The following is a 25,720-nucleotide window of genomic DNA, read 5'->3' as shown; positions in this document are numbered from 1 at the left end:
TTAATTGAGATTCTTACTGAAAGTTTTTGATCTCTTCACTAAAGTCAAAAACTTCAACATTTTGTTTTTGACCTGCCACAATACTGCTTCCCGCTGCAGACCTATATCCGCCTGCACAGTGTACCAAGATGGGTTTCTCATCAGGTATTTCAACTGTTCTTTCTCGCAGTTCCTGCAAAGGGATATTCATCGCTTTCTCGAAAATTGGTGAGTTGTGATTTTCATCTCTGCTTCGGATATCTACAATGGTAAATTTGTCTGGGTTAGTTTTAAATTCATCCACGTTGAAGCTTGATTCTCGGGCACTCATACCTTTAGGGTTGATTACCGCAGCTTTGATCAATTGCTCATATCCTATTTTCGATGCTTTATTTATCAAATCTTCCAATTCGGCAATTGAGTCAGAGACTAAAAAGAAATGTTCTTCCGGTGCTACAATTGAGCCTAACCAAGTTTCGAATTTTGCCCCATTCATAATATTAATCGAACCGGGAATATGCCCTTCGGCAAAGGTTTCTTTTTTTCTGGCATCTATTATCAATGATCCTTCGGAAATGGATGCGCCCTCTGACCAAATGCCTACTCTAGAAATAGATCTTTGATAGGCAGGAGCTCCTGTCTTATTCATATCTACATCATAGCTGAAATATTTGGGGATATAGGGTTGACCTTCCAATAAGGAGTCGACGAAACTTTTTTCATCCAAATCTCCAAATGCCCAATTGTTTTCTCTTTGCTCTCCAATAGTAGATTGGCGTTCATCACTGAGATTTTTTCCGCAAAGAGACCCCGCTCCATGAGCAGGATATACAATTATATCATCTGAAAGTGGTTTCAACTTAGTTTGAACCGTCTTATACATCATTTGAGCAAGTTCCTTCCTTTGAGCTTTCATGTTTCCTGCTTTTTCTCTCAAATCAGGCCTGCCCACATCTCCTATAAATAGTGTATCCCCGGAAAACAGCGCATAATCCTTCCCATTTTCATCTTTCAAAATAACACTGATAGAATCGGGAGAATGTCCTGGGGTATGCAAAGCATGAAAACTTAGTTTTCCCAATTTGAATGAATCCCCCTCATCAAATGAGCTGTGGGGATAGTCAGCTTCCACGAGTTTAGAAACGTAAATTGTGGCATCCTCATTTTGATGAAATTCTAAATGTGAACTCACAAAATCAGCATGCGGGTGAGTTTCAATTACCGCGACAATTTTGCCTCCGCAGGTTTCTGCAAAGTCGTAGTAAGGATTGGGATTTCTCCCAGGGTCCACCAAAGCGATCAGGCCTTCACTTTCAATAGCATAACTAGCGTGGGCCAGACCTTCATCATAAAATTGTTTGATATTCATAGATTGATTAGTTCAAATTGATGGTACAAAAGTACAGCTTAATGCAGCCTAGTTCAGTGATTCAGATCACCATCCCTTTCTAACAACACAAAATGAGAAAAATTTGAATAGGTTAAATCTTGCTTCTGATCCAGAAGAGAAGTAAAATTGATCAACTAAACCAAACGAGTTCCAGTGTTTTTAGAGAAAACCTATTTACGAAGTTTATTCTTTTTGATTGTTCTGGCGGTTCTGACTGCTTCCTGTAAATCTAAAAAAATCAGTAGGGAAGACCCGGTATTCACGGTAATTTCCACAGCAAAATCTTTTACCGGAACTCCTTATAAGTACGGGGGTACCACTCGGGCAGGTATGGATTGTTCTGCATTAGTATTTCACTCCTTTTATGCTGTAGGGATCACTATGCCCAGGATATCAGCGGATCAGGCCAAAATGGGGAAAAAAGTCAGCCCCCGAGAGTTGAAAGAAGGTGACCTTTTGTTTTTTGCAACAGGAAGAAGGAGAAATCAAGTGACGCATGCAGGAATAGTTACCGAATCAAAAAAAGGCGATATTCGATTTATTCATGCTTCAACTTCTTTGGGGGTTACCGAGGATTTTTTAAGTAATCGATACTGGAGCAAGGCCTTCCTTTTTGGGAGGAGACTTTTGGAGTAGCAGTTCAGAAAAAAAAAAGAGCGACTGAGCGCTCTTTTTTGGATTAGTGATTAGAAATTTTTACTTCCGTCAGTCTGGAGTACGTAGCGGAAAGTATAGTGCCCGCTTGGAGTGGCTCTTGGGTCAATTTGATCTGCCGGAGGATTTCCTTTGTAATAGCTTAGAATTTCGATTTTGCTGTAGTTACCCCCGGTGGTTTTTACCAGGATCACTCTGCCTGGGATCGGAGTCACTGTGAAAGTTGCTGAATTGTAATTATACCAGCCATTTCCACTACCTGTAGGAATCGCAAAAGTAGATTCGCTATCAGTGGCGAACGTAGCGGAAGTTGGCACTTGGTTGATTTCCTCAAAAATACCGCTTACAATCGCCGCCTTTACGTTTTTTGAACTGTTGGTTCGGATGGTGGTTCCTTTGAATGCCAAGTCCCAATCATCTGTTTCGCTGACAATGGCATTTTGCTCCAAACTGAAATATTGAAAGGGATTCACTTTTTCGACCTCGCCTGTATTTCGATCGATGACATCATTGGGAGCGGCTAAATCTGCTACAAGAATGGCCTCCAGCTCAACTCTAGGTTGAGCATCATCGGTAGTATCGCAGGCAAATGCTCCAAAGAAGATGAGAAGATAAAAGATGGATTTTAGGTTAGTTTTCATAGATGTATAAATTGAATTTAGTTTTTGATAAAGTTCATGAGGGGTAATTGAATTCCTGTAAATAGCATTCTGCCTGGATTATTAGGCTGGGCAGGAGTTTCTATGTTGAGAAGATTGGTTCCTCCCAATTCCAGTTGAATGCCGTTGGAGAATGTTTTGGTGAGGTTGATATTGAGGCTCATCCAGCCTGGTGCATATTCTCTCTTGTCGTCGAGGATGAGATTTCCATTCAGATCGGCAAAACCAAATTCGCCTCTGTAAATTCCTCGTAGGGCTAAATCAATCCCGGTCTTTGGATGATGATAATTGATTTTCACATTGCCACTGTGTCGACTTCTATTGAAAAGTCCTCCATAATCTGCCCGTGTTACTCTGACGGTTTGGTTTTGGGAGTTTCTTTGAAATAGTTCTCCTGATGCTATCCTTTCTAAAACATCCAAATCCCGAGAATCCAGGAAGGAGTAGCCGATACTGAAGGATAGGTGATTGTTCCATGCATAATTGAAATCCATTTCAAGCCCTTGCGTGACTACACTTCTTATGTTGAAATAGGAAAATGCATTTTGTCCACTTTTGAGCTGGGCTATAGGCGCTGTTTCAATCAGGTTGGTGATTTGGTTTCTAAATAAGTTGCCCTGTACTAGTATTTTGGAACCAATTTTCCACCTGAGCCCAGAATTGATAGCCCATGAGCTTTCCGCTTTTAGCTCTCCTAAGTTTTCAGGAGCGATTAATACTCTTGCTATTAACCCTTCGTTTTCCAAGCGTCGGATTCCTTCCTCAGCCAGGTTAGATCCAAATACATAGTATCCTGAGGAAGCGTTATTGAAGTTGAGAAGGATTTGACGAAAGTCCGGTGCCTTAAAACCGGCTCCTATGGATGCTTGCCAACTGAAATTTTCAGAAAATTTGTATTGTCCGGCAATTTTTGGGCTGAGCCTTCCTCCGTATTGAGAATGCAAATCTCCACGAAGTCCTGTTACCAGATTGACTTTTGGTTTAGGATCCCATTGATGTTGCAGGAAAAAATACCCTGCATCAAACCGATTTTTATCTTCATACCGGGTGGCATCTACTGTTTCGATCAGTTGTCCTAAGCCCAAAGTGATCAGGTGTGTGGGTGTAGCCTGAAAATCAGTTTGTACTTCTGTGCGATGATAAAATTGATCAAAATTCTGAATATCAAAAAAGCTTTGATCGGATTGGAATCTAGTCACCGAATTGGTGGAAAACCAACTGCTCATGCCTCTCAAGGATATTAGAAATTTTTGAGAAGGCTTGAATCTCAAAGTAGGGTTAATATTCAGGTCGCTTCTTGAATTATTCATATCCAGTATCTCGTTCCCAGACGACTGCATCTCTCCGGTAGAATTCTCCTGATAGGCACGGACGAATAGGCTCGATTGCCATTTTTCTGATAGGTTACCTGAGACTTTGACTTGAGCAGTATGTGCCTGATAGGGGTTCTGGGTCTGACCGATGGTTTCGGGTCTGAGATCAAAACCTCCGGTCTCGAAATAGTCATAAAATAGGCTTGTATTCCATTTTTTGGATCCCAAGTTCAAATTCCCAGTTGGATTCCAGGTGTTGAAGGAGCGGTGACGCAAGCCAACATCCAGCTGATTTTCTCTCCCGAATGACTTGGTGATAATATTGATCACTCCTGCCATGGCTTCACTTCCATAGATAGCGGAAGATGGCCCGCGTAGAATCTCAATTCGCTCGATATTAGAAATGGAGAGGCGGTTCAAGTCAAATGTTCCGGCTGTTCTACCGATCAATGGTTCTCCGTCAAGTAGGATAAGGATATAGTCAGAGTCCAGTCCCTGCATTTGAAGCCCGGTGCCATGTTGAGACACGATTTGCAAGCCTGTTTGCTCTTGAAGAACATCAGAAAGACGTAGTCCACCTGTTTGTTGGATTTTTTCGGAATTCAGCACTGTGACGGGTAAGGGGAGGCTTTCCACGGTACGGTCTGTCCTAGTAGCCGCGACTACCACTTCATCCAGAATCCCTGATTTTTCCTGCAATACTATTTTTTCGCGTTTTTGCCATTCCTCCCAGCTTAATTGCATAGTTTCAAAACCTAGGGCAACTATTTTGACGACTGTTCCCTTCGTTTCAGAACTTCTTACAGTACCGTCTTCTTCAATTGGAAGGTGTAGTTTTCCATCGACCCAAATAGAGGCATGGAGAACGGGCTGTCCATTTTGATCTACTACTTTTTTTGGCTGTGGACTAGCTAGGACAGCAATAGTAAATAAGACCATGCAAAAGGAAATAACTACTTTAATTAGATTAATTCTAAACATAGGTTTAAAATTTTGGCGGAGAATTATCCCTCCGCCTGTTGTATTATTTCAAAGAATCGATTAACGTTTTCCATTCTTCTTTTTGAGGGATTCCGGGTTTTCTAAGTCCGAAAAACTGTGCTACCATTTCCCCCGAAGAATCAAACAGCTCTAATGCAGATACTAGGCCTTCGGTTGTATTTTTATGAACTACAAATGCCCTTTCGACTTCATCCTCGTTCAAATGCATGTTGAAGTCCGGGTCCAATACATTCAGCCATTGGTCTAATTGTCGGATGGTGCGAACTTTGCCTTGATGGATTTGGATATTTCCGTTATTTCCGGCGAAAATCATAATTGGAAGCTGGCTTTTTGCTGCTTCATTTAATACCATGCGAGCTGAGAGTCTATCTACTTCATAGGCCCATTTGTCATCTATCCATTCCACTGCATTGAGCCTGTTCACCTTGTATTTTCGAAGCATTCCAAAAAAGTCATGAGTATCTTTCATATTTTCCCAATCTGAAGTGAAGGACTCGTAGTCCAGTTCCTCTCTCGATACTGTAATTGGTTTTTCGATACTCGTAAATTCCAGCTTTTCATGTTGATCGGTTGCTGTATGTTCGTTGACTAGCTGTTCTGCAGCATCATAATCTGACTCATCCTGTAAAAAAACCTTAAGAATTGCTTCTCCGGCGGAGTCAAAATATTGCAGTGAAATCATAGTGCCTCTAGGCGTCTCGTTTGACACAGCAAATCCAAATTTCCAGTTTTTAAAAAAAATACGTTGCTCAATAGGGCCAATGACTGTGGCAATTTGCTGAGGTCCGGCCTGATGGATTTCGATTTTTTGAAAAACCCCATGATGTTCCAGCACGCATCCTTCATTTCTTGTGAGTGCCATAACCTTTTTTAGTTTTGGAAATTTCTTTACCTGTTCGGTAAAGTCATTCGTCAGGCGAACTGCATTTTCTCCAATTCCTGTGGCAAGCAATTCTGCCTCACTTACGCCCAGTTGACTGGCAGCATTTCTTATCCTGAGTTTAGGATTTTCAGACTTTAATTTTTCCCATGCTGTTTTCAGTTGAGATTGAGTTTCAAATAGAGTTTCCATAGTAAGCTTTGTTAATATTTTGTGATGGATTTCGATAGAAATGGTCAGTACTGATAATTTTTCTTCCGGTAATTGGATGAATCATAACCGTAACGGGATGGTCAAACACTTTAGAAAGAGTCTTCTCTGTCAAGACATCTGTTGTCGGACCGCATGCTTCGATCATTCCGTTTTTGAGCAATAATACTCTGTCTGCATATTGAGCAGCCAGATTGAGATCGTGCAGGATCACAAGGACTCCAATATTCCGATCTTTGAGCTGCTGTAATATTTGTAACACGGTGTGCTGCTGGGCAATGTCCAAGGCTGAAGTTGGCTCGTCGAGAAGGAGGTAGCGCGTGAAAAGCTTCTTTTCCCAGATTTGTACCAGGACTCTGGCCAGTTGGACCCTTTGTCGTTCTCCCCCAGAAAGATGCTGAAACTGCTGATTTTGCAGGCTGGTGGTTTGAGTGAGCTCCATCACATCCTGGAGTAGTTTCTGAGGTTGAGAAGACCTGCTGGCAATGAGTCCCAGCTCAATAACTTCTTTGGCTGTAAAAGGAAAATTGACTTCACTGTGCTGAGGCATCACCGCCCGGATTTGGGCCAATTGTTTGGACTTAAGTTGGTGAAGAGGGCAGCCATTGTACCCGATTTCCCCTCTTTTACAGGGTACATCTCCGGTGAGAATTTTGAATAAAGTAGACTTCCCGGCACCGTTTGGTCCTAAAACAGCCAAAATCTCACCAGCTTCTAGGGATAAACTGGCCTGATCGACGATGGGTCTCTGTTTGACACAAAAGTGAATTTCGGAGGCAGAAAGCATCAGGATTTGGTTTGATTGAAGGTGGAAATAAGATAGATGAAGAAAGGTGCTCCCAATAATGCAGTGATTACACCTATGGGGAGTTCTGCAGGAATAGCGATTGTCCGCGCTACTAAGTCTGCTAGATTCAACAGGATTGCCCCGACCAAAAAAGAGGCGGGAAGTAAAAGTTTATGGTCCGCCCCAAATGAAATGCGAATCAGGTGAGGAACTACCAATCCGACAAAGCCTATCATGCCGGTGAGAGAAACTGAAACCCCTACAATGAGAGCTGTTAGAATAAGAAGTTTGATTTTCAATTGGGAGACATTGATGCCCAAATGAAAAGCTTCCTGTTCGCCAAGTGACATTGCATTGAGATGGGTGCTTTGATTCAATAATAAGGCCGCAGGAACTAAAATCAGCAATATTGCTGTGGGAATTTTTTGCCAGGTAGCACCCCCCAAGTCTCCCAAGCTCCAAAAGGTAAAACTTCTTAAGGCTGCATCGTCCGAATAAAACAGGGTCAATCCTATTAATGCGCCAGCCAGGGCATTGATTGCCACTCCGGCTAAAATCAGGTTGCTTGTTCTGGCTTTTCCGGAACCTTTTGACAAAAGGTAAACTGCAATCACATGAATAAACCCTCCAATAAAAGCAAATAGAGGTAGTCCCACTTGTTGGGTCCAAGAGATGGATGACAAGCCTGGCAATAAGACCAAATAAATTACTGCAAACAAAGCCGATCCACTACTCACCCCGATTAAACCAGGCTCAACTAGCGGGTTTCTGAATAAGCCCTGCATTGCCGCTCCTGCTATTCCCAAGCCACCACCAACTAAGGTGGCAAGGATAATCCTGGGGAGTCTTATTTGTAGCAATACATTGGCTTGTTGATTGGTGTAGGCTTCAGCAATCCAACCTGTATCAGATAAAAGAATGGCTAAACTTTGTAGAGGAGAAATTTCAAAGGCTCCTTTGGAAAGAGAAAAAACTACAATTACCAATAAGAGCATTCCCATTCCTCCAAGCAGAATAGCTTTGGATGTCGAGAGCGCTATGGACTTGCTAAATGAGCTCATTATTCACCGCGTACTGCTTTGGCCAAGTCCAAGGCTGCTTTTCCAACTCTAGGTCCAAAACCAGAGAGATAGTGACCGTCTAAACTGATAATTTGATCTCGGTTATAGGCTTGTGTCTGTTGGATACCCTGGATAGAGGAAACACCTTTTTTTCCACCCAAACTTTGAATACCTGAGTCAAAAAATACCAGGTAGTCCGGATCGATCTGAATCAAAGATTCCGGTGTTAGCGGAACAAAATCTTCAAAACCAGTTGCTGCTGACTCTATTTCAGCCAATTCAAACATTTTTTCTGCAAAAGATCCTTTTCCTGCAATAAATAAACTTTCAGGGCCTCTTGCCATAACAAAGGCAGCTCTTGGCTTACCTGAGGTGTTTGATAGGTAATCTTTCAGTACCTGTAAATCCTGATCGATTGCTGCAGTTATGGTAGTAGCCTCTTCTTTTTTATCAAAAAAATCCCCCAGCTGAACGACTAATTCCTTGGTTTCTTCCGGTGAAGTAGGTTTCTTGAATAGCTCGACTTGCAGCCCAGTGCCTTTCAGTTGGGCCACTACATCATCCGTAAGATATCCTTCTTCGATCAAAAGCAAGTCTGGTCCAAGACTTAGTATGCCTTCCGCTTTGATTTGATTTCTGTACCCGATACTAGGCAGTTCTTGCATGGATTCCGGATAAGTAGAGGTACGGTCGGTAGCGATAATTTGGTCTGCCATTCCAAGACTAAAAAGGACCTCAGTAATAGTACCTCCTGCGGTAATGATTTTTTGAGATTTCTCGGAAGTATTCTGACGTACTTCAGATTGCTTCTGCTCCTTGCAGGCCTGAAATAGGAAAACAGTGGAGATGAGCAAGGCAAATATCTTTTTCATTTATTTAGATTAATTATCAATAGTGATGCAAATGTATATTTAATTAGATTCAGTCCAAATAAAAATTAATAGAATATTTTTATGGTTTTCATAAAAAAATAGAAAGGGAGGAGGTGTTGGAGTATTTAATACAGTGAGGGGGGGCTAGCTATTAAAAAATTTTTCAGAGGTCTATTTCAGAGCTGCTTTCGGAGTCTCTTGAAATTGAATGGATTAATTTTCCAAATATCCTTTGGTATTAGGCTTTATTGATTAATTTTGCGGTCGAATTCAAAAAGCATATCCTTTTTACATTTCATTCAATCAAATGGCAAATATTGGAAAGATAACGCAGGTAATCGGACCCGTAGTGGACGTTTCCTTCGAAGGCGGCAAGCTGCCAAACATCCTTGACGCGCTGGAAGTAACCAAAGAAAACGGCCAAGTGGTCGTAATGGAGGTTCAGCAGCACCTTGGAGAAGACCGAGTTAGAACAATCGCAATGGACTCTTCCGAAGGGATGGTTCGTGGTATGGAAGTTAAAGACATGGGTCAGCCTATCTCTGTTCCTACCGGTGATGCGATCAAAGGTCGTCTTTTCAATGTGGTAGGTGAGGCAATTGACGGTCTTCCTCAGGTTCCTGCAGGAAAGCGTCTACCTATTCACAGATCCGCGCCGAAATTCGAAGATCTTTCTACTTCTACCGAAGTACTTTATACAGGTATCAAAGTAATTGACTTGATCGAACCTTATGCAAAAGGTGGTAAGATCGGTTTGTTTGGTGGTGCCGGTGTAGGTAAGACGGTATTGATCCAGGAATTGATCAACAACATCGCAAAGGCTTACTCTGGTTTGTCCGTATTTGCCGGTGTGGGTGAAAGAACCCGTGAAGGAAATGACTTATTGAGAGAAATGATCGAGTCTGGTATCGTAACTTACGGTGAAGACTTTATCCACAGCTTGGAAGAAGAAGGTGGATGGGATCTTTCTAAAGTAGATTTGAAAAAATTAGAAGACTCCAAAGCAACCTTCGTGTTTGGTCAGATGAACGAGCCTCCTGGGGCGCGTGCTCGAGTAGCCTTGACAGGATTGACTTTGGCAGAATACTATAGAGATGGTGATGGAGAAGGTGCTGGTAAAGATATCCTATTCTTTATTGATAATATCTTCCGATTCACTCAGGCAGGTTCTGAAGTATCCGCCCTTTTGGGCCGTATGCCATCTGCGGTAGGTTACCAGCCTACTTTGGCTACAGAAATGGGTGCCATGCAGGAAAGAATTACTTCTACTAAGAATGGTTCCATTACTTCTGTACAGGCAGTTTACGTACCTGCGGATGACTTGACTGACCCGGCTCCGGCGACAACCTTTGCTCACTTGGATGCTACTACGGTATTGTCTAGAAAGATTGCCGAATTAGGTATTTATCCTGCTGTGGATCCTTTGGATTCTACTTCCAGAATCTTGGACCCAACTGTATTGGGTGAAGAGCATTATGGATGTGCACAGCGAGTAAAAGAGATCTTGCAGCGATACAAAGAATTGCAGGATATCATTGCGATTTTGGGTATGGAAGAACTTTCTGAAGAAGATAAGATGGTCGTTCACAGAGCTCGTCGAGTTCAGCGATTCTTGTCCCAGCCATTCCACGTTGCAGAACAGTTTACAGGTCTGAAAGGTGTATTGGTAGATATCAAAGACACCATCAAAGGCTTTAACATGATCATGGATGGTGAATTAGACCACCTTCCTGAAGCAGCTTTCAACTTGGTAGGTAGCATAGAAGATGCAATCGCTAAGGGAGAGAAGATGTTGGCTGAAGTGAAATAATACAATTAGTTACTGGTTATTAGTTATTAGAGGGTTTCCACTAATAACTTTAACCTAATAACTCAATAACTAATCAAAATATGCAATTAGAAATCGTAACGCCGGATAAAAAAGTTTTTCAGGGTGAGGTGTCGGAAGCAAGTTTTCCGGGTGCATCCGGAGCTTTTCAGGTGTTGAATAATCACGCTCCTATCGTTTCTGCATTGGCCAAAGGAACAGTTTCTTTCACCACTGCAGAGGGTAAACAATCCATGGTTGTGGATGGAGGAGTTGTGGAGGTGAAAGATAATACGATTGTGGTGTTGGCTGAAAAAGTGGTCAGCTAACCATAGAAATAACTTAAAGTAAAAAGTCCAAACGAGAGTTTGGACTTTTTTGGTTTATATCCTTGAATAAAAGAAGTATAATTTATAATAAAATTCTGATTTAGAATTAATTTCCTTACCTTTGCAGTCGCGAAAGGGGGTGTATACTTATGATCATTGTAAACGTAAAAGAAAACGAATCTATCGAAAAAGCGCTGAAGCGTTTTAAGAAGAAGTTTGACAAAACAGGTGCTGTCAGAGAATTGAGAGCGCGTCAGGCATTCACCAAACCTTCCGTTAAAAGAAGAGATCAAGTTATCAAAGCTGCTTACAAGCAAAGACTCCAAGAGGAGGCTAGCAAATAAGCGCTAAGATTACATTCATAGCAAGACAGTTGTTCGAAAGAGCAGCTGTTTTTTTGTGCCTTTTTGTAAACTATCTGTGACATTTGTCAGTGAAAAGTTGTCTTTTTTAGCTTAACTTATCTTTTGAATTAGAGCTTATGATCAACTCCTTTGTCAACTATCTGGAATATGAGAAGCGAAGTAGCCCACATACGGTTGAGGCCTACGAGCGGGACCTGAGGCAGTTTGAAGACTTTGTCAAGCTTTCCTTTGAGCTGAACCAAATCAGTGAAGCCAGCCATAGTGAGATCAGAGCTTGGGTAATAAATCTGGTGGAGCAGGGTCTCAGTAGTACATCTGTGAACCGAAAGATTGCTACTCTTCGATCTTATTATAAATTTCTGTTGCGAACCGAAGTCATCACCCAAGATCCTACCTATAAGTTAAAGAGTCTTAAAAACCCGAAAAAACTTCCCGAATTCGTACAGGAAAACAGCATTGCTTCCGTTTTAGAAGAAAGTGTATACGATAGCGGATTTGAAGGGCAAAGAGATCGTATGGTCATGGAGTTTTTGTACCTCACCGGTGTCCGACTTTCGGAATTGATAGGCTTGAAATGGGAGGATATTCATCTGGGGCAGGAGCAGGTAAAGGTGCTTGGAAAAAGGAAAAAAGAACGAATAATTCCCATCACAAAAGGCCTCAAACAAAATATTCTTTCTTATCAAAAAGTATTTGAGGAAAGATTTCCAAAAGCAGGACAAAGTCACTATTTTATTGTGAGTAATTCAGGAAGTAAGAGTTATCCTATGATGATTTATCGCATTGTCAGGAAGTATTTAGATAGGTTTGCGCAGACATCCAAGCGCAGCCCTCACATACTGAGACATACTTTTGCGACTCACCTGCTCAATAAGGGAGCGGACCTGAATGCAGTCAAAGATCTGCTAGGCCATGCTAATCTGGCCGCCACTCAGGTATATACACATAATTCTATGGAAAAACTGAAGGCTGTGTTTGAACAGGCACATCCTAAAGCGTAAATAAATCAATTGTTCAACCATTAAATGCAAATCAATATGAAACTGCAGATGCACTCCATCCACTTTGACGCCGATCGCAAATTGATCGATTTTATTCAGAAAAAAGCCGATAAGCTGGATACCTTTTACGACCGAATCATAGATGGTGAGGTCTTCATGCGTTTGGACAAGAATGAACGAAATGAAAATAAAATTGTGGAAATTAAATTGAACGTGCCCGGAAAACAGTTTTTTGCGAAGCATCAAACAGATTCCTTTGAAGGAGCTGCTGATGAGGCTATTGAAGGTCTAAGAAGACAAATCAAGAAGTACAAAGAAAAAGTAGTGCTGGCAAAACAGTAAACCCCAAACGGTTTTTACGTATAAACCCTCAGGAGACTGAGGGTTTTTTCATTTTTAATACTTTTCATGAAAAACAAATTCAACTATATCGCCACTTTTTGGCTGGTTCAACTTAGCTTGGCGATCATCAAAATTATATTCACACTTCGCCCTGAAATCAATCTTTTCACCGAAGAGGCTCAATACTGGCTATGGTCTAAGAATCTAGCCTGGCACTATTATTCCAAGCCCCCTTTAATTGCGGCGGTTAATTATATAAGTACCTCCATTTTAGGGGATACAGAAATAGCCGTTAGAATCAATGCTATACTATTTGGTTTGGGTACATCATGGGTTGTATTCAAGTTTACTGAGTTCTTATTTCACTCTAGAAAGATGGCTTTTTGGGCCAGCTTGATACTGAGTGCGATGCCATTCTGGATGCTCTTTTCCACTTTCCATATGACCGATTCAGAGTTGACATTTTTCTGGATTCTCTCTTGGTATATGCTGGCTAGGGCGCTGGTGGAAAAAAGAACACGTTGGTGGATATTGGCAGGGGTGGCAGCTGCTTTTGGGCTGATGTCAAAAAGTATTATGGTGGTCATAGTACCTATACTGGCTATTTACCTATTATTTACATCGAATTTCTCCACCAATAGAAAGGGCTTTGCCTTCTTTCTGATCCTTTTTTCAACGGGTTTCTTACCAAGCTTGATATGGAACTGGCAAAATGGCTTTAGTACCTTCAGGCATTTGGCAACTCTGGGAGGTGTTTCAGGTGAATCAAGTGGAATAGACTTAGGAGAGAGTCTATGGGGTCTGTTGAGTTACTTGGGCGGACAACTGGCCATGATTTCAGTTTTCTTTCTTCCTTTCTTATGGCTGAGCTTAAAAGTGATATTCCATAGATCTGGCGTCAAACTTGGATTTTTATTTGTTCCTGTCTTATTTACTTTTTTCCTTTTTGCCGGATTGAGTTTGTTTACCAGTATAGAGGCAAATTGGCCTGCATACGCTTATCCTTCATTGGCTATAATATTTGCCTATGTACTCGAGCGTGATTATAAGAATTGGAAAAGGGTAAAAAGCACTCTGATAGCTTTGAGTTTTGCAATTCCTTTGGTACTCTTTTTACCTGATGTTGCAAGCTGGAAGTCAAAAGTCTATTTAGATCAAGCAGAAAAGGTTGCATTTAGAAGGCTTTCCGGCTATAAAGATCTTGCAGGAAGAATCCTGTATCTCAAAGACAGTTTGCAAGTGGAGGAGGCTTATTACTTTTCTGAAAGTTACCATATGGCATCAGAACTGGCTTTTTATCTTCCTGAAGTACCACAGGTTTATGTTGCCGGCATGGGTTCCAGAAAAAATCAATTTGATTTATGGAAAAGCCTTGACCAGGAAATTGGTTTAGAGAGAACTGGTATGTTCGTATCTTGGAATGAGTCTTCGCCTGAAAATGTAGCTCAGTTTGGGGAGCTGATTTATGAGGAAAAATATCCGGTATATTTCAAAGGAAAGCAGCTTAGAACTGCGACTATTCAGGTTTGGAGGGATTTAAGGTATTATCAAGCTATACAAACTGATCGCTATTGATTTCTTTTCTCTAATAAATAGTACTTCTTTCCCTTTTCTTGCAGAAGATCTTCAAACTCAGGTTTACCATAATTCTTTAAAAGCTCCGGGATCGCTCTGGAATTCCAATTGACTGAGGAATCTCTGACTGAGTAATTGCCTGATCGATAAAAAACAGAGTCTAGATAGCTGTCTTCTACTATGACCTGATCATACTGCTCGAATTGCACAGCCCAGTTAGTTCTGCTCAAATCTGTCAAATGAGTCTCTGGAAAAAGCATTAATCGAATTTTACTTCCAACATGAAGGTTTCCCAAAAAACCGACTTCAGATTTACTTTCAGTTTTTATTTTTTGAGAAAATTGCTGACCCTGATGTGGGAAAGAAATATGACTCGTTATCAGACTAATCCCTAGAAAAAGTGACATCATACTAAAGGCAATGACTTTAGGAAGCTTATTCCCCCGAAATAATAATAGTCCTAGATAGAGTAATACAAGGAGCAATAATGATAATTGCATCCAAGGCATTACTCCAGAAAAAGCCAAATATGCTCCTACAACCAACAGAATTAGATTCAAGGAATAAAAAGCAAGACTGCCTGCTTTGAGTCCTCTCCGTTGCGATTCAAATTTTGCTTCTACCAATAACCAGGCAATGCCAACTGCCAATACCGGAGCTACGGGTAATAGATAACGCTCGTAAAACTTACTGGTCAAGGCACCCATTCCCAATATAGCTAAGCCCCAAAGGATGGCGAAGCCGATGAATTGTGGATTTTCTTTCCAGCAGGTTTGAGCCGATTTTTTCAAGTTGGGGAACATGAAAAATATCCATGGTATGAATATTACCACCAGTAAGAAACTGGCCAATAATCCATTTTTTAAAATCAAAGCTATCCTTGATGCTACCCGGATTCCAACTTGATCTTCTAGGAAATTATCCAGGTAAGTAGGACCATGGATTTTCCACATGGCTGCAAACCAAAAGAGGCCAATGAAAACACTGATCAGTATGGCTGGTAAATGGAGTAGTTTTTTCCAGGAAATACGCTGCCAGGGATTAATTAGCAAATAAAGAATCCCGATCCCGCCTAAAGCAGCTGCCGGAAGTCCTTTCACTTCAAAAGCCAAAGCCAAACCCAGGTACAAAGCCCATGGGGACCATTTGGGTGCTTGATTTCCATATTTTAAATAGCCGGCAAAGCCAATGGCACTGATGGTCATTGTCAAAACCAAAAGCACATCCGGGATGGATCTGGATGCTGACAAAATCAATACCGGGTTGGAAGCCATAATCAGGGCTGATATTCCCGCGATTTTTTTCTTTTCAAATAGAATAATGGAAAGCTTATATGTCAATCCTACCGTAGCAGCTCCAGCCAAAAGAAAGAAAATTCTAGAAGCAAATGCATTGACTCCAAAGAGCTTAAACCCGGCTAAAACTGCCCAATAAGTCAGGATTGGCTTTTTGAAGCGCAATTCTCCACTTCCCAAATAAGTGGTCAGGTAGTCTCCATTTTCCATCATTTTGACTGCTGCATCCCGATAATAAATTTCATCTGGGTAATGCATGTGAAAATCCAAGGCAAATGGACCAACCAAAAGGCAAAAAATCCCCATCAAAATCCAGGGGTTGATACGAAGCTCAGTTGAAGGAGATAAAAGCATGCCCAAAGATATTTGAAATGCCTTGGCTAGCCCAAATTTAATTTGTGAAACGATGTTATTCGTGCTGATTTTTGACCCCCGAATTAAATTCCTGTATTTTTGACGAAATTTTATAGCATGAACAAGCCACTTTTGTCCGTTGTAGTGACCGTTTACAACGAGGAAGAAAATATACAGCCTCTATTAAAAGCTACCTATGAAGCGTTAGAAGGTATCGAATATGAGTTGATTTTAGTAGAAGATGGAGCTACTGATGGAACAGTAGCAGAGGTGAAGAAGTATGCCAATGAACGGACTAAGCTGATTATTTTTAATAAAAACTACGGACAAACCACCGCATTGGCAGCTGGGATTGATATGGCGATCGGAACTTATATTGCCACCATGGATGGAGATTTGCAAAATGATCCTACCGACATTCCCACTATGCTCCAAAAAGCTATGGATGAGGATTGGGACGTGGTAGCTGGAAGAAGAGCGAATAGAAAAGATGGATTTGTCTTGAGAAAAATTCCTTCTAAAATCGCAAACTGGGTAATCCGAAATACCACCAAAGTCTATCTCAATGATTATGGCTGTACGCTTCGTGTTTACAAGGCGGAAATCGCACAGGGCATGGGCTTGTATGGAGAATTGCACAGATTCATTCCGGTTTTGGCTAAGGAGCAAGGAGCTAGAATGACCGAAATGGACGTGAAGCATCATCCAAGAATTCACGGGGAGTCCAAGTATGGCCTTAGCCGTACTTTCAAGGTCATGGCAGATTTGATTTTAATGCTCTTCTTTCAAAAGTACTTTCAGCGCCCCATCCATTTGTTTGGGGGGATTGGTTTGATTGCTTTTTTGGTAGGGGTGGTGATCAACTTTTATCTTCTAATTCTCAAATTGATTGGAGAGGATATTTGGGGTAGACCAATCATGATATTGGGTTTTATCTTAGTTCTTGGAGGCATTCAGTTTATTACCACAGGGATTATTGCCGAGATCATCGTACGAACTTACTTCGAGTCTCAAGATAAGAAAACCTACACTGTTCGTTCAGTATTTGAGGGAAAGGCAGTGAAGTCAGAAGTATAAAGTGAGAAGGCTGAAAAATGTACATTGTACATCCCTAAATAACGTTGACCGTTTGGTTCAATAACCAACAACTAATAAGGATTAACCAATAACCAATAACAAATCCCCCAATTTGACCCGATATAAAAACCAGCTCAAAACTATCCTCAAACTGATTCTAACAGGATTGGCTTTGTATCTGGTTTTTCGAAAAATTGATACAGCACAGCTTTTTGAAATCCTGAAAACCATTCAATGGATTTGGTTGGTGCCAGCGGTGATACTTTTTGTATTGAGTAAAGTTGCTACTGCTGTTCGTCTCAATCAATACTTCAAAAACATCAGCCTTCAGCTTTCAGAATGGAAAAACTGGAAACTCTACCTTATTGGAATGTTTTACAATTTATTTTTGCCAGGTGGAATCGGAGGGGATGGCTATAAGGTATACTTGCTCAATAAGCACTTTAAACTGCCTGTCAAAAAACTGCTTCAGGCTGCTTTGCTGGACAGATTAGGTGGTTTGGTAGCCATTGTTTTTTTGCTATTCGGACTTTTCTTGATAGTTGAGGTGGAATTGGATTTTTTGGAAAGTGAGCTGTGGAATGGCTTAATGGTCGCGGGATTGATATTAACTGTTCCGGGGTTTTGGTTGGTTCAGAAACTGTTTTTCAAGGATTTTCTACCTTCATTTTGGTCTGCCAATGCTTGGTCCTTTGCAGGACAGCTTGCTCAGCTGATCTTCGCATGGTTTATTTTAATGGGCTTGGGAATTCATAATAATATCTTGGCCTATCAATTGGTGTTTTTGCTTTCATCAATTGTGGCAGTACTGCCCTTGACTATTGGGGGAGTGGGGGCCCGTGAACTGGTTTTTGTCTACGCTCATCAATATGCAGGGATAGAGGAAACGGCTGCAGTAGCTTTCAGTTTAATCTTTTTTCTCATTTCGGCGGCAGTTTCTTTGATGGGAGCTCTAGTAAAGGTGGATTTGGATAAAAATCATAAATAACTGAAAATCAACAAATATTCAATTATTTAACCTTGCATATTTAAAATATGAATTTAAATTTACAAGGATGATTAAACGATTTCTTTCCCAAAAACTCGAAGAATTATTACCGGATTTCCCGGCCATAGCCATTTTAGGAGCAAGGCAAGTGGGAAAGACTACGCTTGCACAAGCTTTGGCTGAAAACTTTGATCAGGAGTCCATTTATCTTGACCTAGAAAGTCCAAGTGACCAGGCCAAACTTGCAGAAGCAGAGCAATACTTTAATTTGAATGAGAGTAAACTCATTATCCTAGATGAAATCCAGCGTATGCCGGATCTATTCCAAGTTTTGAGAGGAGTCATTGACCGTAAAAGGAAAAAAGGCTTTCGCTCTTGCCAATTCCTGATTTTAGGGTCGGCTTCTCTCGAGCTGATTCGCCAATCATCAGAGAGCTTGGCAGGACGAATAGCTTACGAAGAATTGGGTGGCTTCACCATCCTAGAAGTGGAAAATAATCTTGAAAAACTCTGGCTTCGAGGAGGGTTTCCAGACTCATTTTTGGCAAGTTCGGACGAGTCCAGTATGACTTGGAGGCAAAATTTTATCACTACTTATTTAGAAAGGGATATTCCTCAGATTGCCCAGTTTGTACCTACCAATCGACTAAGAAGGCTTTGGACCATGCTCGCACATGAGCAAGGACAGCTGATCAACTTCTCCAAGTTCGGGGCAAGTCTAGACCTTAGTTCGCCCACGGTCAAGTCTTATGTGGAGCTGTTGGAAGATCTACTATTAGTCAGGTCCTTGCAACCTTGGACTGTTAATGTGCGCAAGCGTTTGGTGAAAACTCCAAAAGTGTATATTCGGGATTCAGGTATTACCCATGCACTTCTTCAAGTCGATACCTTTGATAGCCTACTCGGCCATCCGATACTGGGTTTCAGTTGGGAAGGATTTGTGATTGAGAATATTCTATCCGTTTTGCCAAAAAATGCAGACTATGGATTCTATCGTACATCGGCAGGAGCGGAATTGGACTTAGTCATCCAGTTAGGAAGTGAACGTTGGGCTATTGAAATAAAGCGAACGCTCAGTCCTAAACTTTCAAAAGGATTTTCGATTGCAGCAGAAGATGTGAAAGCAACGCATCGATTTTTTGTTTATGCAGGAAAGGAAGAATTTCCTCTATCTGAAAACACCAATGCTATCGGATTGGCTGGTTTATTGGAAAAGATTAATTAATAATTTTAAGTTTTTTGGACATGCAAAGAGGGACATACTTGCTATTAAGTAGGCCCCTCTTGAGTTTCAATGATTAGTTCAATATTGTGCCTTACAATTTCCACCTTTATTATTATAGTCTAAGTCGTATTTAGGTTTTGACCTCTCCAACATCCTAGGTTCTATAAACTAATTTTCGGACTGTTCTGAATTTTGTATTTTTGCAAACAACAGCAAACCCCACCCATGAATCGCTCCCAACTCATTGCCCAGATTGAATATAAGTCCTCATTTCTTTGCGTAGGTCTTGATCCAGATCTGGATAAAATCCCTGCCCACCTTAAGTCTGAACCAGACCCAATATTTTCATTTTGTAAAGCAATTGTGGAAGAGACGGCTGATTATGCAGTGGCCTACAAACCCAATATCGCTTTTTTTGAAGCCTTAGGACCCAAAGGCTGGGAGAGTTTGCAAAAGGTCCTGGAGATTATTCCCAAAGAAATCTTCACCATTGCAGATGCTAAGCGCGGAGATATTGGAAATACCTCCAAGCTTTATGCAAAAGCTTTTTTTGAATCAATGGATTTCGATTCTATTACCGTGGCGCCTTATATGGGAGCAGATTCGGTAACTCCTTTCTTAGAATTTGAAAATAAGTGGGTCATCCTTCTAGCCTTGACTTCGAATGCAGGGTCTCAAGATTTTCAGACGATTGAGGATGGACATTGCAAACCTCTTTTTCACTCCGTAATCGAAAAAAGTCAGGAATGGGGGAGTCCTGAAAATATGATGTATGTGGTTGGCGCCACCCGAGGAGAATTAATCGGTGAGGTGAGAACATTAGCTCCGGATCACTTTTTCCTAGTACCGGGAGTTGGAGCTCAGGGTGGAAGTTTGGCTGAGGTAGCCAGGTATGGAATGAATTCTAATTGCAGTCTTTTGGTCAACTCTAGTCGAGGCATCATTTATGCTTCCAACGGAAAAGATTTTGCGAAAGCTGCCAGAAATGAAGCAAAAAAGCTTCAGGAAGAAATGAGTGTTTTACTCGAAAAGCACAGAAAGTAATTATGTCCGAGCTTTTGGACTAAGCTTGACTGATTCAGCAATATTTTTTAATTTCCATAAACTTTTAGTCAAAGACTTTTTATGGATTTTAAAGAAGACTTTTTACAGCTGGTCTGGAAGTATCAATATTTTGATCGAAGAGACCTCAAAACTACCGATGGGCAAGAGATTCAGGTAATCAATGTAGGTTTTCATAACCTGACTGAGGGACCTGATTTCAGAGATGCGGCTATTTCCTTAGATGGTCTGATCTTACATGGTCATGTAGAGGTTCACAAGCTAACCTCAGAATGGAAGCAACATGCTCATAATTCAGATCCTGCTTATAATTCTGTCATTCTGCATGTGGTCTGGAAAAATGACCGGGAAGTCAAAAGGAATGATGGGACTCAGATGCCCACTTTGGAGCTCGATGGGAAAATCTATTTAGAAATCTGGCGGAAATATGAGCAGATGCTGGACTATGATCAAAAACTTCCCTGTGCGCATGGATTGCAAAATACTCCTTCGATCATTCGCTTTTCGGCCTTGGAAAAAGCTTTGGTTGAGAGACTTCAGGAGAAATCCACACTCATATTGGCAATATTAGATAAAACAAGGGGGGATTGGGAAGAAACTGCTTATCGATGGCTTTTTCAGTGCTTTGGGTTTAAAATCAATAGTCAGGCGATGCTTGAACTTGCAGAGAGCTTGCCTTACAAATTGATTTTGAAGCATAGAACTCAGCTTCCCGCCATAGAGTCCATGCTTTTTGGTTTGGCTGGACTGCTACCTGAGAGCTCAGATGAACCTTATCCATCGCACTTAATCAAGGAGTATGATTTTCTTCGTCAGAAATATCAATGGAATTCTCCCCTGAAAAGACAACACTGGAATTTTATGGGGGTTCGTCCGGGAAATTTTCCTACTCTTAGAATTGCTCAATTGGCAGCCATATTGTCCCATGCTCCCAACTTATTGCAAGCGGTTTTAGAAGATTCGCGTGATTTTGCTGGGCTTAAGAAACTCCTTCAAATCCCACCATCAGATTATTGGCTGTATCATTATTCTTTTGGAAAAGCCTCATCCAGAATGGCCTCCAAAGGAATTTCCAGTGCTGCATTGGAGCTTTTAATTATTAATTATGTGATCCCGCTTTGGTTTGCTTATGGGCGATATTTTCAAAATCCAGATTGGAAGGAGCGGTGTTTTGACTTATTGCAGGAGATCAATGGAGAAAATAATTATATCATCCGTCAATTTAATGAAGCCGGTTGGAAGGCAGAAAACGCCTTCGATTCTCAAGGGATGATAGGCTTATTCAGAAATTACTGTGAACCCAAAAAATGTTTGCAATGTAAAATTGCACAGAGTTTGATTCGTTCGGAAAACAAATGATGTTTGGGTAAGCCCGTGAATTCCTGTAATTTTGCAGTCCGAATTACAATACATTATGGATAAACCAGTAATTATTCTGGGCGCAAAAGGAATAGCTCACCCAGCTTTAGAGATTTTCAACAGCAATCAGGTGATCGTTTATGGTTTCTTGGAAGAGGATGAAAGTCTGCATGGATCAGAAATCAATACGGTGCCTATATTGGGTCATACGGAAGATGATGGTTTCTTGAAACTAATCGGGAAAAAAACCGAGGCTTTTGTGGCAGTGGACGACACCAAATACCGTAAGTTTTTGGTGGAATTGCTCAATGAAAGAAGAAAAGTACAGCCAATCAATGCGATCCATCATACAGCTTATATTGCAACTGATGCAAGTTTGGGGCATGGTAATTTCATCAATGCTCAAGTTAGTGTAGGTGCAGGAACTGAAATAGGTCATCATTGTATCTTAAACACAGGGGCTACCGTGGATCATAAAGTTAAAATTGGAGACTTCGTGCAAATTGGAGCTGGCTCCATCATCAATGCTGAAGTAACAATCGAGGAAGGAGCATTTATTGGTTCTGGCGTAACGATTGTCTCTGGTGTGACCATTGGTAAAAATGCCAGAGTTGGAGCCGGATCAGTAGTAATCAGCTCCGTAAAAGCCAATGAAACCGTATTTGGAAATCCAGCTGCTAAAGTTAAGTAAGGAAGAATCTAGGTCATTTCCCTTGTCAAGGAAATTAAAGAGAAAAAGTAATTGATTCACCCCCTTAAAGAGCTGGACTGAGATTAGTGAATTAAACACTAATTTTATGATTGTGAAAAAAGAACAAAGACGATGGAGTAAGGAAGAAAAAGAGCGGATGCTCTTGGATATCCAGCGATTGGGTGTCATAGCGGGCTGCCGTAAACATGGCATAGCCCCCTCTCAATATTATGACTGGTCCGAACGGTATAACGCCCAAGGGGTTGACGGATTAGAGAACAGACGGGGCAAATCTCAGGAACAGGAGCTGATTCGTCTCCGAAAGGAGTTGGCATTGGCCAAGGAAATTATTGCTGAGAAAGAACTGGAGAAGAAAATGCTGTCTGAGCTTTTAAAAAAAAAGATTGCAGAATGGAACAGAGGAGAGAAGTCGTAAACCGTTATTTGCAACAGGGTTTGAGGACTGCCGCTGCGCTACCTCTCGCCGAAATTCCGAGAAGCACTTACTACTATAAGCCCAAACAGGGAAAAGCAGGAAGAAAGCCTTCTACACATACATCCACGCAGTCTGGGAATTAATGTCCAATGGTCAGGTAGTGGAGTTGATCAGATCCATCTGTTTAGAGCCTTTTCTGAATTATGGAGCAGACATGATGTGTCTGGAACTTAAAAACAGAGGATTGCTGATTAATAAGAAAAAGGTTTACAGACTGATGAAAGAACACAGACTCCTCTATCCAAAAAGGGCCAGGAACGAAACCAAAAGCCGAAAGCGGGTAGTTTCAAACAGTCCCTGTGCGCAATTTCCTTTCCAGACCATTGAACTGGATATCAAGTACATTTATGTTTCGGGAGCAAACAGGACAGCTTATCTGCTTACTGCGCTGGATACATTTAGCCGTTTAGCGCTAGCTTGGACCTTGGATTACAGAATGAAGGCTGGCCAGGTGGTGGCCCTTATTAAGAGGATGTTTCAAGAGTATCCTGAGACTTCGGAGTCCCAACCTTTGCTGCGGATTAGAACCGATAACGGACCTCAATTTATATCTAAAGAACTTCGATCAGCTATTCAGCAGCTACCCTTCGAACATGAATTTATTCAGCCTGGAGTGCCGCAACAAAATGGGCATATCGAATCTTTTCATCACATCGTATCAAAGTCTGTTACCTCCGGTTACGAGTTTCAGGATTTGATTCATGCAAGGGCAGTTTTTTCAGAATTCTTCAGGGTATATAATCGAAAAAGAATCAAAAAGGAGCTTCTTGGAAAATCCCCTGAGCAGTTTTTGTCCCTGTGGAATCAAGAAAAAATAGGGCTAAGGACTAATGGAAAGAAAGTAAAATTTTTCTTCAAGGAGAAACCAAGCCTAGGCTCCGGTTCCCCCTGTGAAGATGTTCATTCTGCAATACGAACAAAATCAATAAATAATTTAAATTCAATACCTCTAACTAATTCTGTCCAGTTTATAGGGGGGTAGATCATAATATCGAATGCTGAATGTCGAACACCGAATAATGAAGTGAATCATCGGACATCCACCATCGGACATCAAACAAAAACCAAACACCCTGCCGAAACAGGGCTCAAGTTATGGAAGAGAACAAAAACAAAGACTATAGCATCCTGCTATACTACTGCTACGCCAAAATCGAAGATGCCGAGCAGTACAGAGAAGAACATCACTTATTTTGTGTTGAGAACAATATCCGTGGTCGTATCATCATTTCTGATGAGGGGCTGAACGGAACAGTTTCAGGTTTGAAAGAAGACTGTGAAAAGTACATGGCCTACATTCATGCAGATCCACGCTTTGCGAAGACCGAATTTAAAATCGATCATCATGATAAGCATGCATTTACCAAAATTCATGTCCGTTACAAGCCTGAGATCGTCCACTCTTCATTGCGTCATTTAGATCCAAATGTGAAAACTGGCAAACATCTCGAGCCTGAGGAGTTTAAGAAATTAAAAGATCAGGAAGATGTGGTGATTTTGGACGTTCGCTCCAATTATGAGCATGAATTGGGTCGTTTTAAAAATGCCCTAACCTTGGATATTGATAATTTCAGGGATTTTCCTCAGAAAGTGAAAGAGTTGGAGCATTTGAAAAACAAAAAAGTACTGACCTATTGTACTGGAGGAATCAAATGTGAAAAGGCCTCAGCTTTTCTTTTGGAACAGGGGTTTGAAGACGTGTATCAGCTTCACGGTGGTATCATCAAGTATGGTATGGAAGCTGGAGGAGAGGATTTCGAGGGCAAATGTTATGTCTTTGACAACAGAATCGCAGTTGACGTGAATAATGTCAATCCAACTATAGTCTCTGAATGTCATATTTGTGGGACCAAATCTGATCGTATGGTCAATTGTGCCAATCCAACCTGCAATATTCATGTGCCGATCTGTGAAAACTGTGGATGGGAATATGAAGGAGCATGCTCAAGCGAGTGTAAAGAAAATCCGGAAAAAAGGCCATATGACGGAACCGGATACTATCAGAAAAACACCAACGGTTACAATCCTTACAAAGGCTTACACAGAAAGCCAGACAAGGAAAAAATTCAAAAATTGCATGGAGAAGCATCGCATTCCTGAGTCGGAATTAATTATCAATTCTGATGGAAGTATTTATCATTTGCATCTGAAGCCAGAAGATCTGGCTTCAGTTATTTTTACAGTAGGGGATCCTGAGCGTGTTCCTTTGGTTTCCAGAAATTTTGATAGCATAGACTTCCAAACTCAAAAAAGAGAATTTGTTACGCACACTGGAACGCTAAATGGTCAGCGGGTAAGCGTGATGAGTACCGGAATGGGTACCGATAATATAGAAATCCTCATGACAGAGCTGGATGCTTTGGTGAATGTGGATTTTGAAACCCGTACGGTGAAAGAAGAAAAAACTAGCCTTCAAATAATTAGATTGGGGACTTCAGGTGCCATGCAGGCTGATCTTGCTGTAGGTACTCTTTTGGCGAGTGAAATTGCCATCGGAATGGATAGTTTAATGAGCTACTATCCACCCTTGTCTGGAAATCAAGAAATAGCTCAGGCTATTCAGGGCGAATTGAACTTACCTTTCCGCCCCTATCAGGCAAGAGCAGCATTCAAGTTGGTGAATAGACTGGACGATAGGTTTGAAAAGGGAGTAACGCTTACTTGCCCTGGTTTCTACGCTCCCCAAGGAAGAGAAGTGAGATTAAAGCCTAGATTTGATCAATTTATTGAAAGATTGGCTGGACTGGAAGTGAATGGAAGACGGCTGACCAACTTTGAAATGGAGACAGCAGGCTACTATGCGATGGGGGAACTTTTAGGCCATCAAATGCTCAGCTTGAATGCCATTGTTGCTAATCGGCCAAATAGAGAGTTTGATAAAAAAGCTGAAAAAACCGTGGATCGTATGATTCACGCAGCTTTGGAACTATTAGCTGTTAAAAAATGA

At 41.2% G+C, this 25,720-nt stretch carries 25 protein-coding genes; 17 read left to right on the top strand and 8 right to left on the bottom strand.

The window, feature by feature from the left end; translation table 11 throughout:
* Positions 1-13: 13 nt before the first annotated feature.
* Positions 14-1,348: a rhodanese-like domain-containing protein gene (locus GYM62_RS14695; protein ID WP_219956973.1), complete on the bottom strand. Its 1,335-nt coding sequence runs from the start codon at positions 1,346-1,348 to the stop codon at positions 14-16.
* 174 nt (positions 1,349-1,522) lie between these two features.
* On the opposite strand from GYM62_RS14695, the gene GYM62_RS14690 reads away from it, so the two are divergent.
* Positions 1,523-2,005, top strand: a complete 483-nt coding sequence (locus GYM62_RS14690) for a C40 family peptidase (RefSeq protein WP_219956972.1) — start codon at positions 1,523-1,525, stop codon at positions 2,003-2,005.
* 50 nt (positions 2,006-2,055) lie between these two features.
* On the opposite strand, the gene GYM62_RS14685 is transcribed toward GYM62_RS14690, so the two are convergent.
* Genes GYM62_RS14685 through GYM62_RS14660 form a run of 6 tightly spaced genes read right to left on the bottom strand, consistent with a single transcriptional unit; the run spans position 2,056 to position 8,807 of the window.
* On the bottom strand, positions 2,056-2,664 hold the full coding sequence (locus tag GYM62_RS14685; protein WP_144606999.1) for an HmuY family protein: 609 nt from the start codon (positions 2,662-2,664) through the stop codon (positions 2,056-2,058).
* 17 nt (positions 2,665-2,681) lie between these two features.
* Positions 2,682-4,976 carry a TonB-dependent siderophore receptor gene (locus GYM62_RS14680; protein ID WP_219956971.1) on the bottom strand — a complete coding sequence of 765 codons (2,295 nt, stop codon included), beginning with the start codon at positions 4,974-4,976 and terminating at the stop codon, positions 2,682-2,684.
* A gap of 43 nt (positions 4,977-5,019) precedes the next feature.
* Entirely contained in the window at positions 5,020-6,069 is a 1,050-nt protein-coding gene (locus GYM62_RS14675; protein WP_144606995.1) for a hemin-degrading factor, read from the bottom strand.
* Complete coding sequence (locus tag GYM62_RS14670) at positions 6,053-6,874, bottom strand: heme ABC transporter ATP-binding protein (protein ID WP_219956970.1); 822 nt, start codon at positions 6,872-6,874, stop codon at positions 6,053-6,055. The genes GYM62_RS14675 and GYM62_RS14670 overlap by 17 nt, the downstream gene beginning before the upstream one ends.
* On the bottom strand, positions 6,874-7,935 hold the full coding sequence (locus GYM62_RS14665) for an iron ABC transporter permease (protein WP_219956969.1): 1,062 nt from the start codon (positions 7,933-7,935) through the stop codon (positions 6,874-6,876). The genes GYM62_RS14670 and GYM62_RS14665 overlap by 1 nt, the downstream gene beginning before the upstream one ends.
* Positions 7,935-8,807: a hemin ABC transporter substrate-binding protein gene (locus GYM62_RS14660; protein ID WP_219956968.1), complete on the bottom strand. Its 873-nt coding sequence runs from the start codon at positions 8,805-8,807 to the stop codon at positions 7,935-7,937. The genes GYM62_RS14665 and GYM62_RS14660 overlap by 1 nt, the downstream gene beginning before the upstream one ends.
* A 307-nt stretch (positions 8,808-9,114) precedes the next feature.
* Between GYM62_RS14660 and atpD the strand changes: the two genes are divergently transcribed.
* The 6 genes from atpD to GYM62_RS14630 all read left to right on the top strand — a co-directional run bounded on the left by atpD (position 9,115) and on the right by GYM62_RS14630 (position 14,226).
* Complete coding sequence (atpD, locus tag GYM62_RS14655; RefSeq protein ID WP_091652627.1) at positions 9,115-10,617, top strand: F0F1 ATP synthase subunit beta; 1,503 nt, start codon at positions 9,115-9,117, stop codon at positions 10,615-10,617.
* Positions 10,618-10,697: 80 nt separating this feature from the next.
* Positions 10,698-10,943: an ATP synthase F1 subunit epsilon gene (atpC, locus tag GYM62_RS14650; protein ID WP_219956967.1), complete on the top strand. Its 246-nt coding sequence runs from the start codon at positions 10,698-10,700 to the stop codon at positions 10,941-10,943.
* A 149-nt stretch (positions 10,944-11,092) separates the two neighbouring features.
* Positions 11,093-11,287: a 30S ribosomal protein S21 gene (rpsU, locus tag GYM62_RS14645; protein WP_091652632.1), complete on the top strand. Its 195-nt coding sequence runs from the start codon at positions 11,093-11,095 to the stop codon at positions 11,285-11,287.
* Between the two features lie 137 nt (positions 11,288-11,424).
* Positions 11,425-12,309 carry a tyrosine-type recombinase/integrase gene (locus tag GYM62_RS14640; protein ID WP_219956966.1) on the top strand — a complete coding sequence of 295 codons (885 nt, stop codon included), beginning with the start codon at positions 11,425-11,427 and terminating at the stop codon, positions 12,307-12,309.
* Between the two features lie 36 nt (positions 12,310-12,345).
* Positions 12,346-12,651, top strand: coding sequence for a ribosome hibernation-promoting factor, HPF/YfiA family (gene hpf / locus GYM62_RS14635; protein WP_091653053.1), 306 nt, complete (start codon positions 12,346-12,348; stop codon positions 12,649-12,651).
* A 66-nt stretch (positions 12,652-12,717) separates the two neighbouring features.
* A complete protein-coding gene (locus GYM62_RS14630; protein ID WP_219956965.1) occupies positions 12,718-14,226 on the top strand; it encodes a glycosyltransferase family 39 protein in 1,509 nt (502 codons plus the stop codon).
* Here the strand turns inward: GYM62_RS14630 and GYM62_RS14625 are convergent.
* Complete coding sequence (locus GYM62_RS14625) at positions 14,220-15,875, bottom strand: glycosyltransferase family 39 protein (RefSeq protein ID WP_219956964.1); 1,656 nt, start codon at positions 15,873-15,875, stop codon at positions 14,220-14,222. The two genes, GYM62_RS14630 and GYM62_RS14625, sit on opposite strands and share 7 nt — an antisense overlap.
* 117 nt (positions 15,876-15,992) lie before the next feature.
* Between GYM62_RS14625 and GYM62_RS14620 the strand changes: the two genes are divergently transcribed.
* The 10 genes from GYM62_RS14620 to GYM62_RS14575 all read left to right on the top strand — a co-directional run bounded on the left by GYM62_RS14620 (position 15,993) and on the right by GYM62_RS14575 (position 25,720).
* Positions 15,993-16,952, top strand: coding sequence for a glycosyltransferase (locus tag GYM62_RS14620; protein WP_219956963.1), 960 nt, complete (start codon positions 15,993-15,995; stop codon positions 16,950-16,952).
* A gap of 112 nt (positions 16,953-17,064) precedes the next feature.
* Positions 17,065-17,940 carry a lysylphosphatidylglycerol synthase transmembrane domain-containing protein gene (locus GYM62_RS14615; RefSeq protein WP_219956962.1) on the top strand — a complete coding sequence of 292 codons (876 nt, stop codon included), beginning with the start codon at positions 17,065-17,067 and terminating at the stop codon, positions 17,938-17,940.
* A gap of 67 nt (positions 17,941-18,007) precedes the next feature.
* Complete coding sequence (locus GYM62_RS14610; RefSeq protein ID WP_219956961.1) at positions 18,008-19,165, top strand: ATP-binding protein; 1,158 nt, start codon at positions 18,008-18,010, stop codon at positions 19,163-19,165.
* A gap of 225 nt (positions 19,166-19,390) precedes the next feature.
* On the top strand, positions 19,391-20,209 hold the full coding sequence (gene pyrF / locus GYM62_RS14605; RefSeq protein WP_219956960.1) for an orotidine-5'-phosphate decarboxylase: 819 nt from the start codon (positions 19,391-19,393) through the stop codon (positions 20,207-20,209).
* 81 nt (positions 20,210-20,290) lie between these two features.
* Positions 20,291-21,586: a DUF2851 family protein gene (locus tag GYM62_RS14600; RefSeq protein ID WP_219956959.1), complete on the top strand. Its 1,296-nt coding sequence runs from the start codon at positions 20,291-20,293 to the stop codon at positions 21,584-21,586.
* Positions 21,587-21,641: 55 nt separating this feature from the next.
* Positions 21,642-22,277 carry an acetyltransferase gene (locus GYM62_RS14595; RefSeq protein ID WP_219956958.1) on the top strand — a complete coding sequence of 212 codons (636 nt, stop codon included), beginning with the start codon at positions 21,642-21,644 and terminating at the stop codon, positions 22,275-22,277.
* Positions 22,278-22,383: 106 nt separating this feature from the next.
* Positions 22,384-22,713, top strand: a complete 330-nt coding sequence (locus tag GYM62_RS14590; RefSeq protein ID WP_219956957.1) for a transposase — start codon at positions 22,384-22,386, stop codon at positions 22,711-22,713.
* A 142-nt stretch (positions 22,714-22,855) separates the two neighbouring features.
* On the top strand, positions 22,856-23,755 hold the full coding sequence (locus GYM62_RS14585; protein WP_219956956.1) for a DDE-type integrase/transposase/recombinase: 900 nt from the start codon (positions 22,856-22,858) through the stop codon (positions 23,753-23,755).
* 113 nt (positions 23,756-23,868) lie between these two features.
* Complete coding sequence (locus GYM62_RS14580; RefSeq protein ID WP_219956955.1) at positions 23,869-24,873, top strand: rhodanese-related sulfurtransferase; 1,005 nt, start codon at positions 23,869-23,871, stop codon at positions 24,871-24,873.
* Positions 24,851-25,720: a nucleoside phosphorylase gene (locus tag GYM62_RS14575; protein ID WP_219956954.1), complete on the top strand. Its 870-nt coding sequence runs from the start codon at positions 24,851-24,853 to the stop codon at positions 25,718-25,720. The genes GYM62_RS14580 and GYM62_RS14575 overlap by 23 nt, the downstream gene beginning before the upstream one ends.

It is taken from the genome of Algoriphagus sp. NBT04N3, assembly GCF_019443765.1.
Classification (GTDB): domain Bacteria; phylum Bacteroidota; class Bacteroidia; order Cytophagales; family Cyclobacteriaceae; genus Algoriphagus; species Algoriphagus ornithinivorans.
The sequence above is the reverse complement of the archived record's forward strand: the minus strand, read 5'-3'. Positions and strand labels throughout refer to the sequence as shown.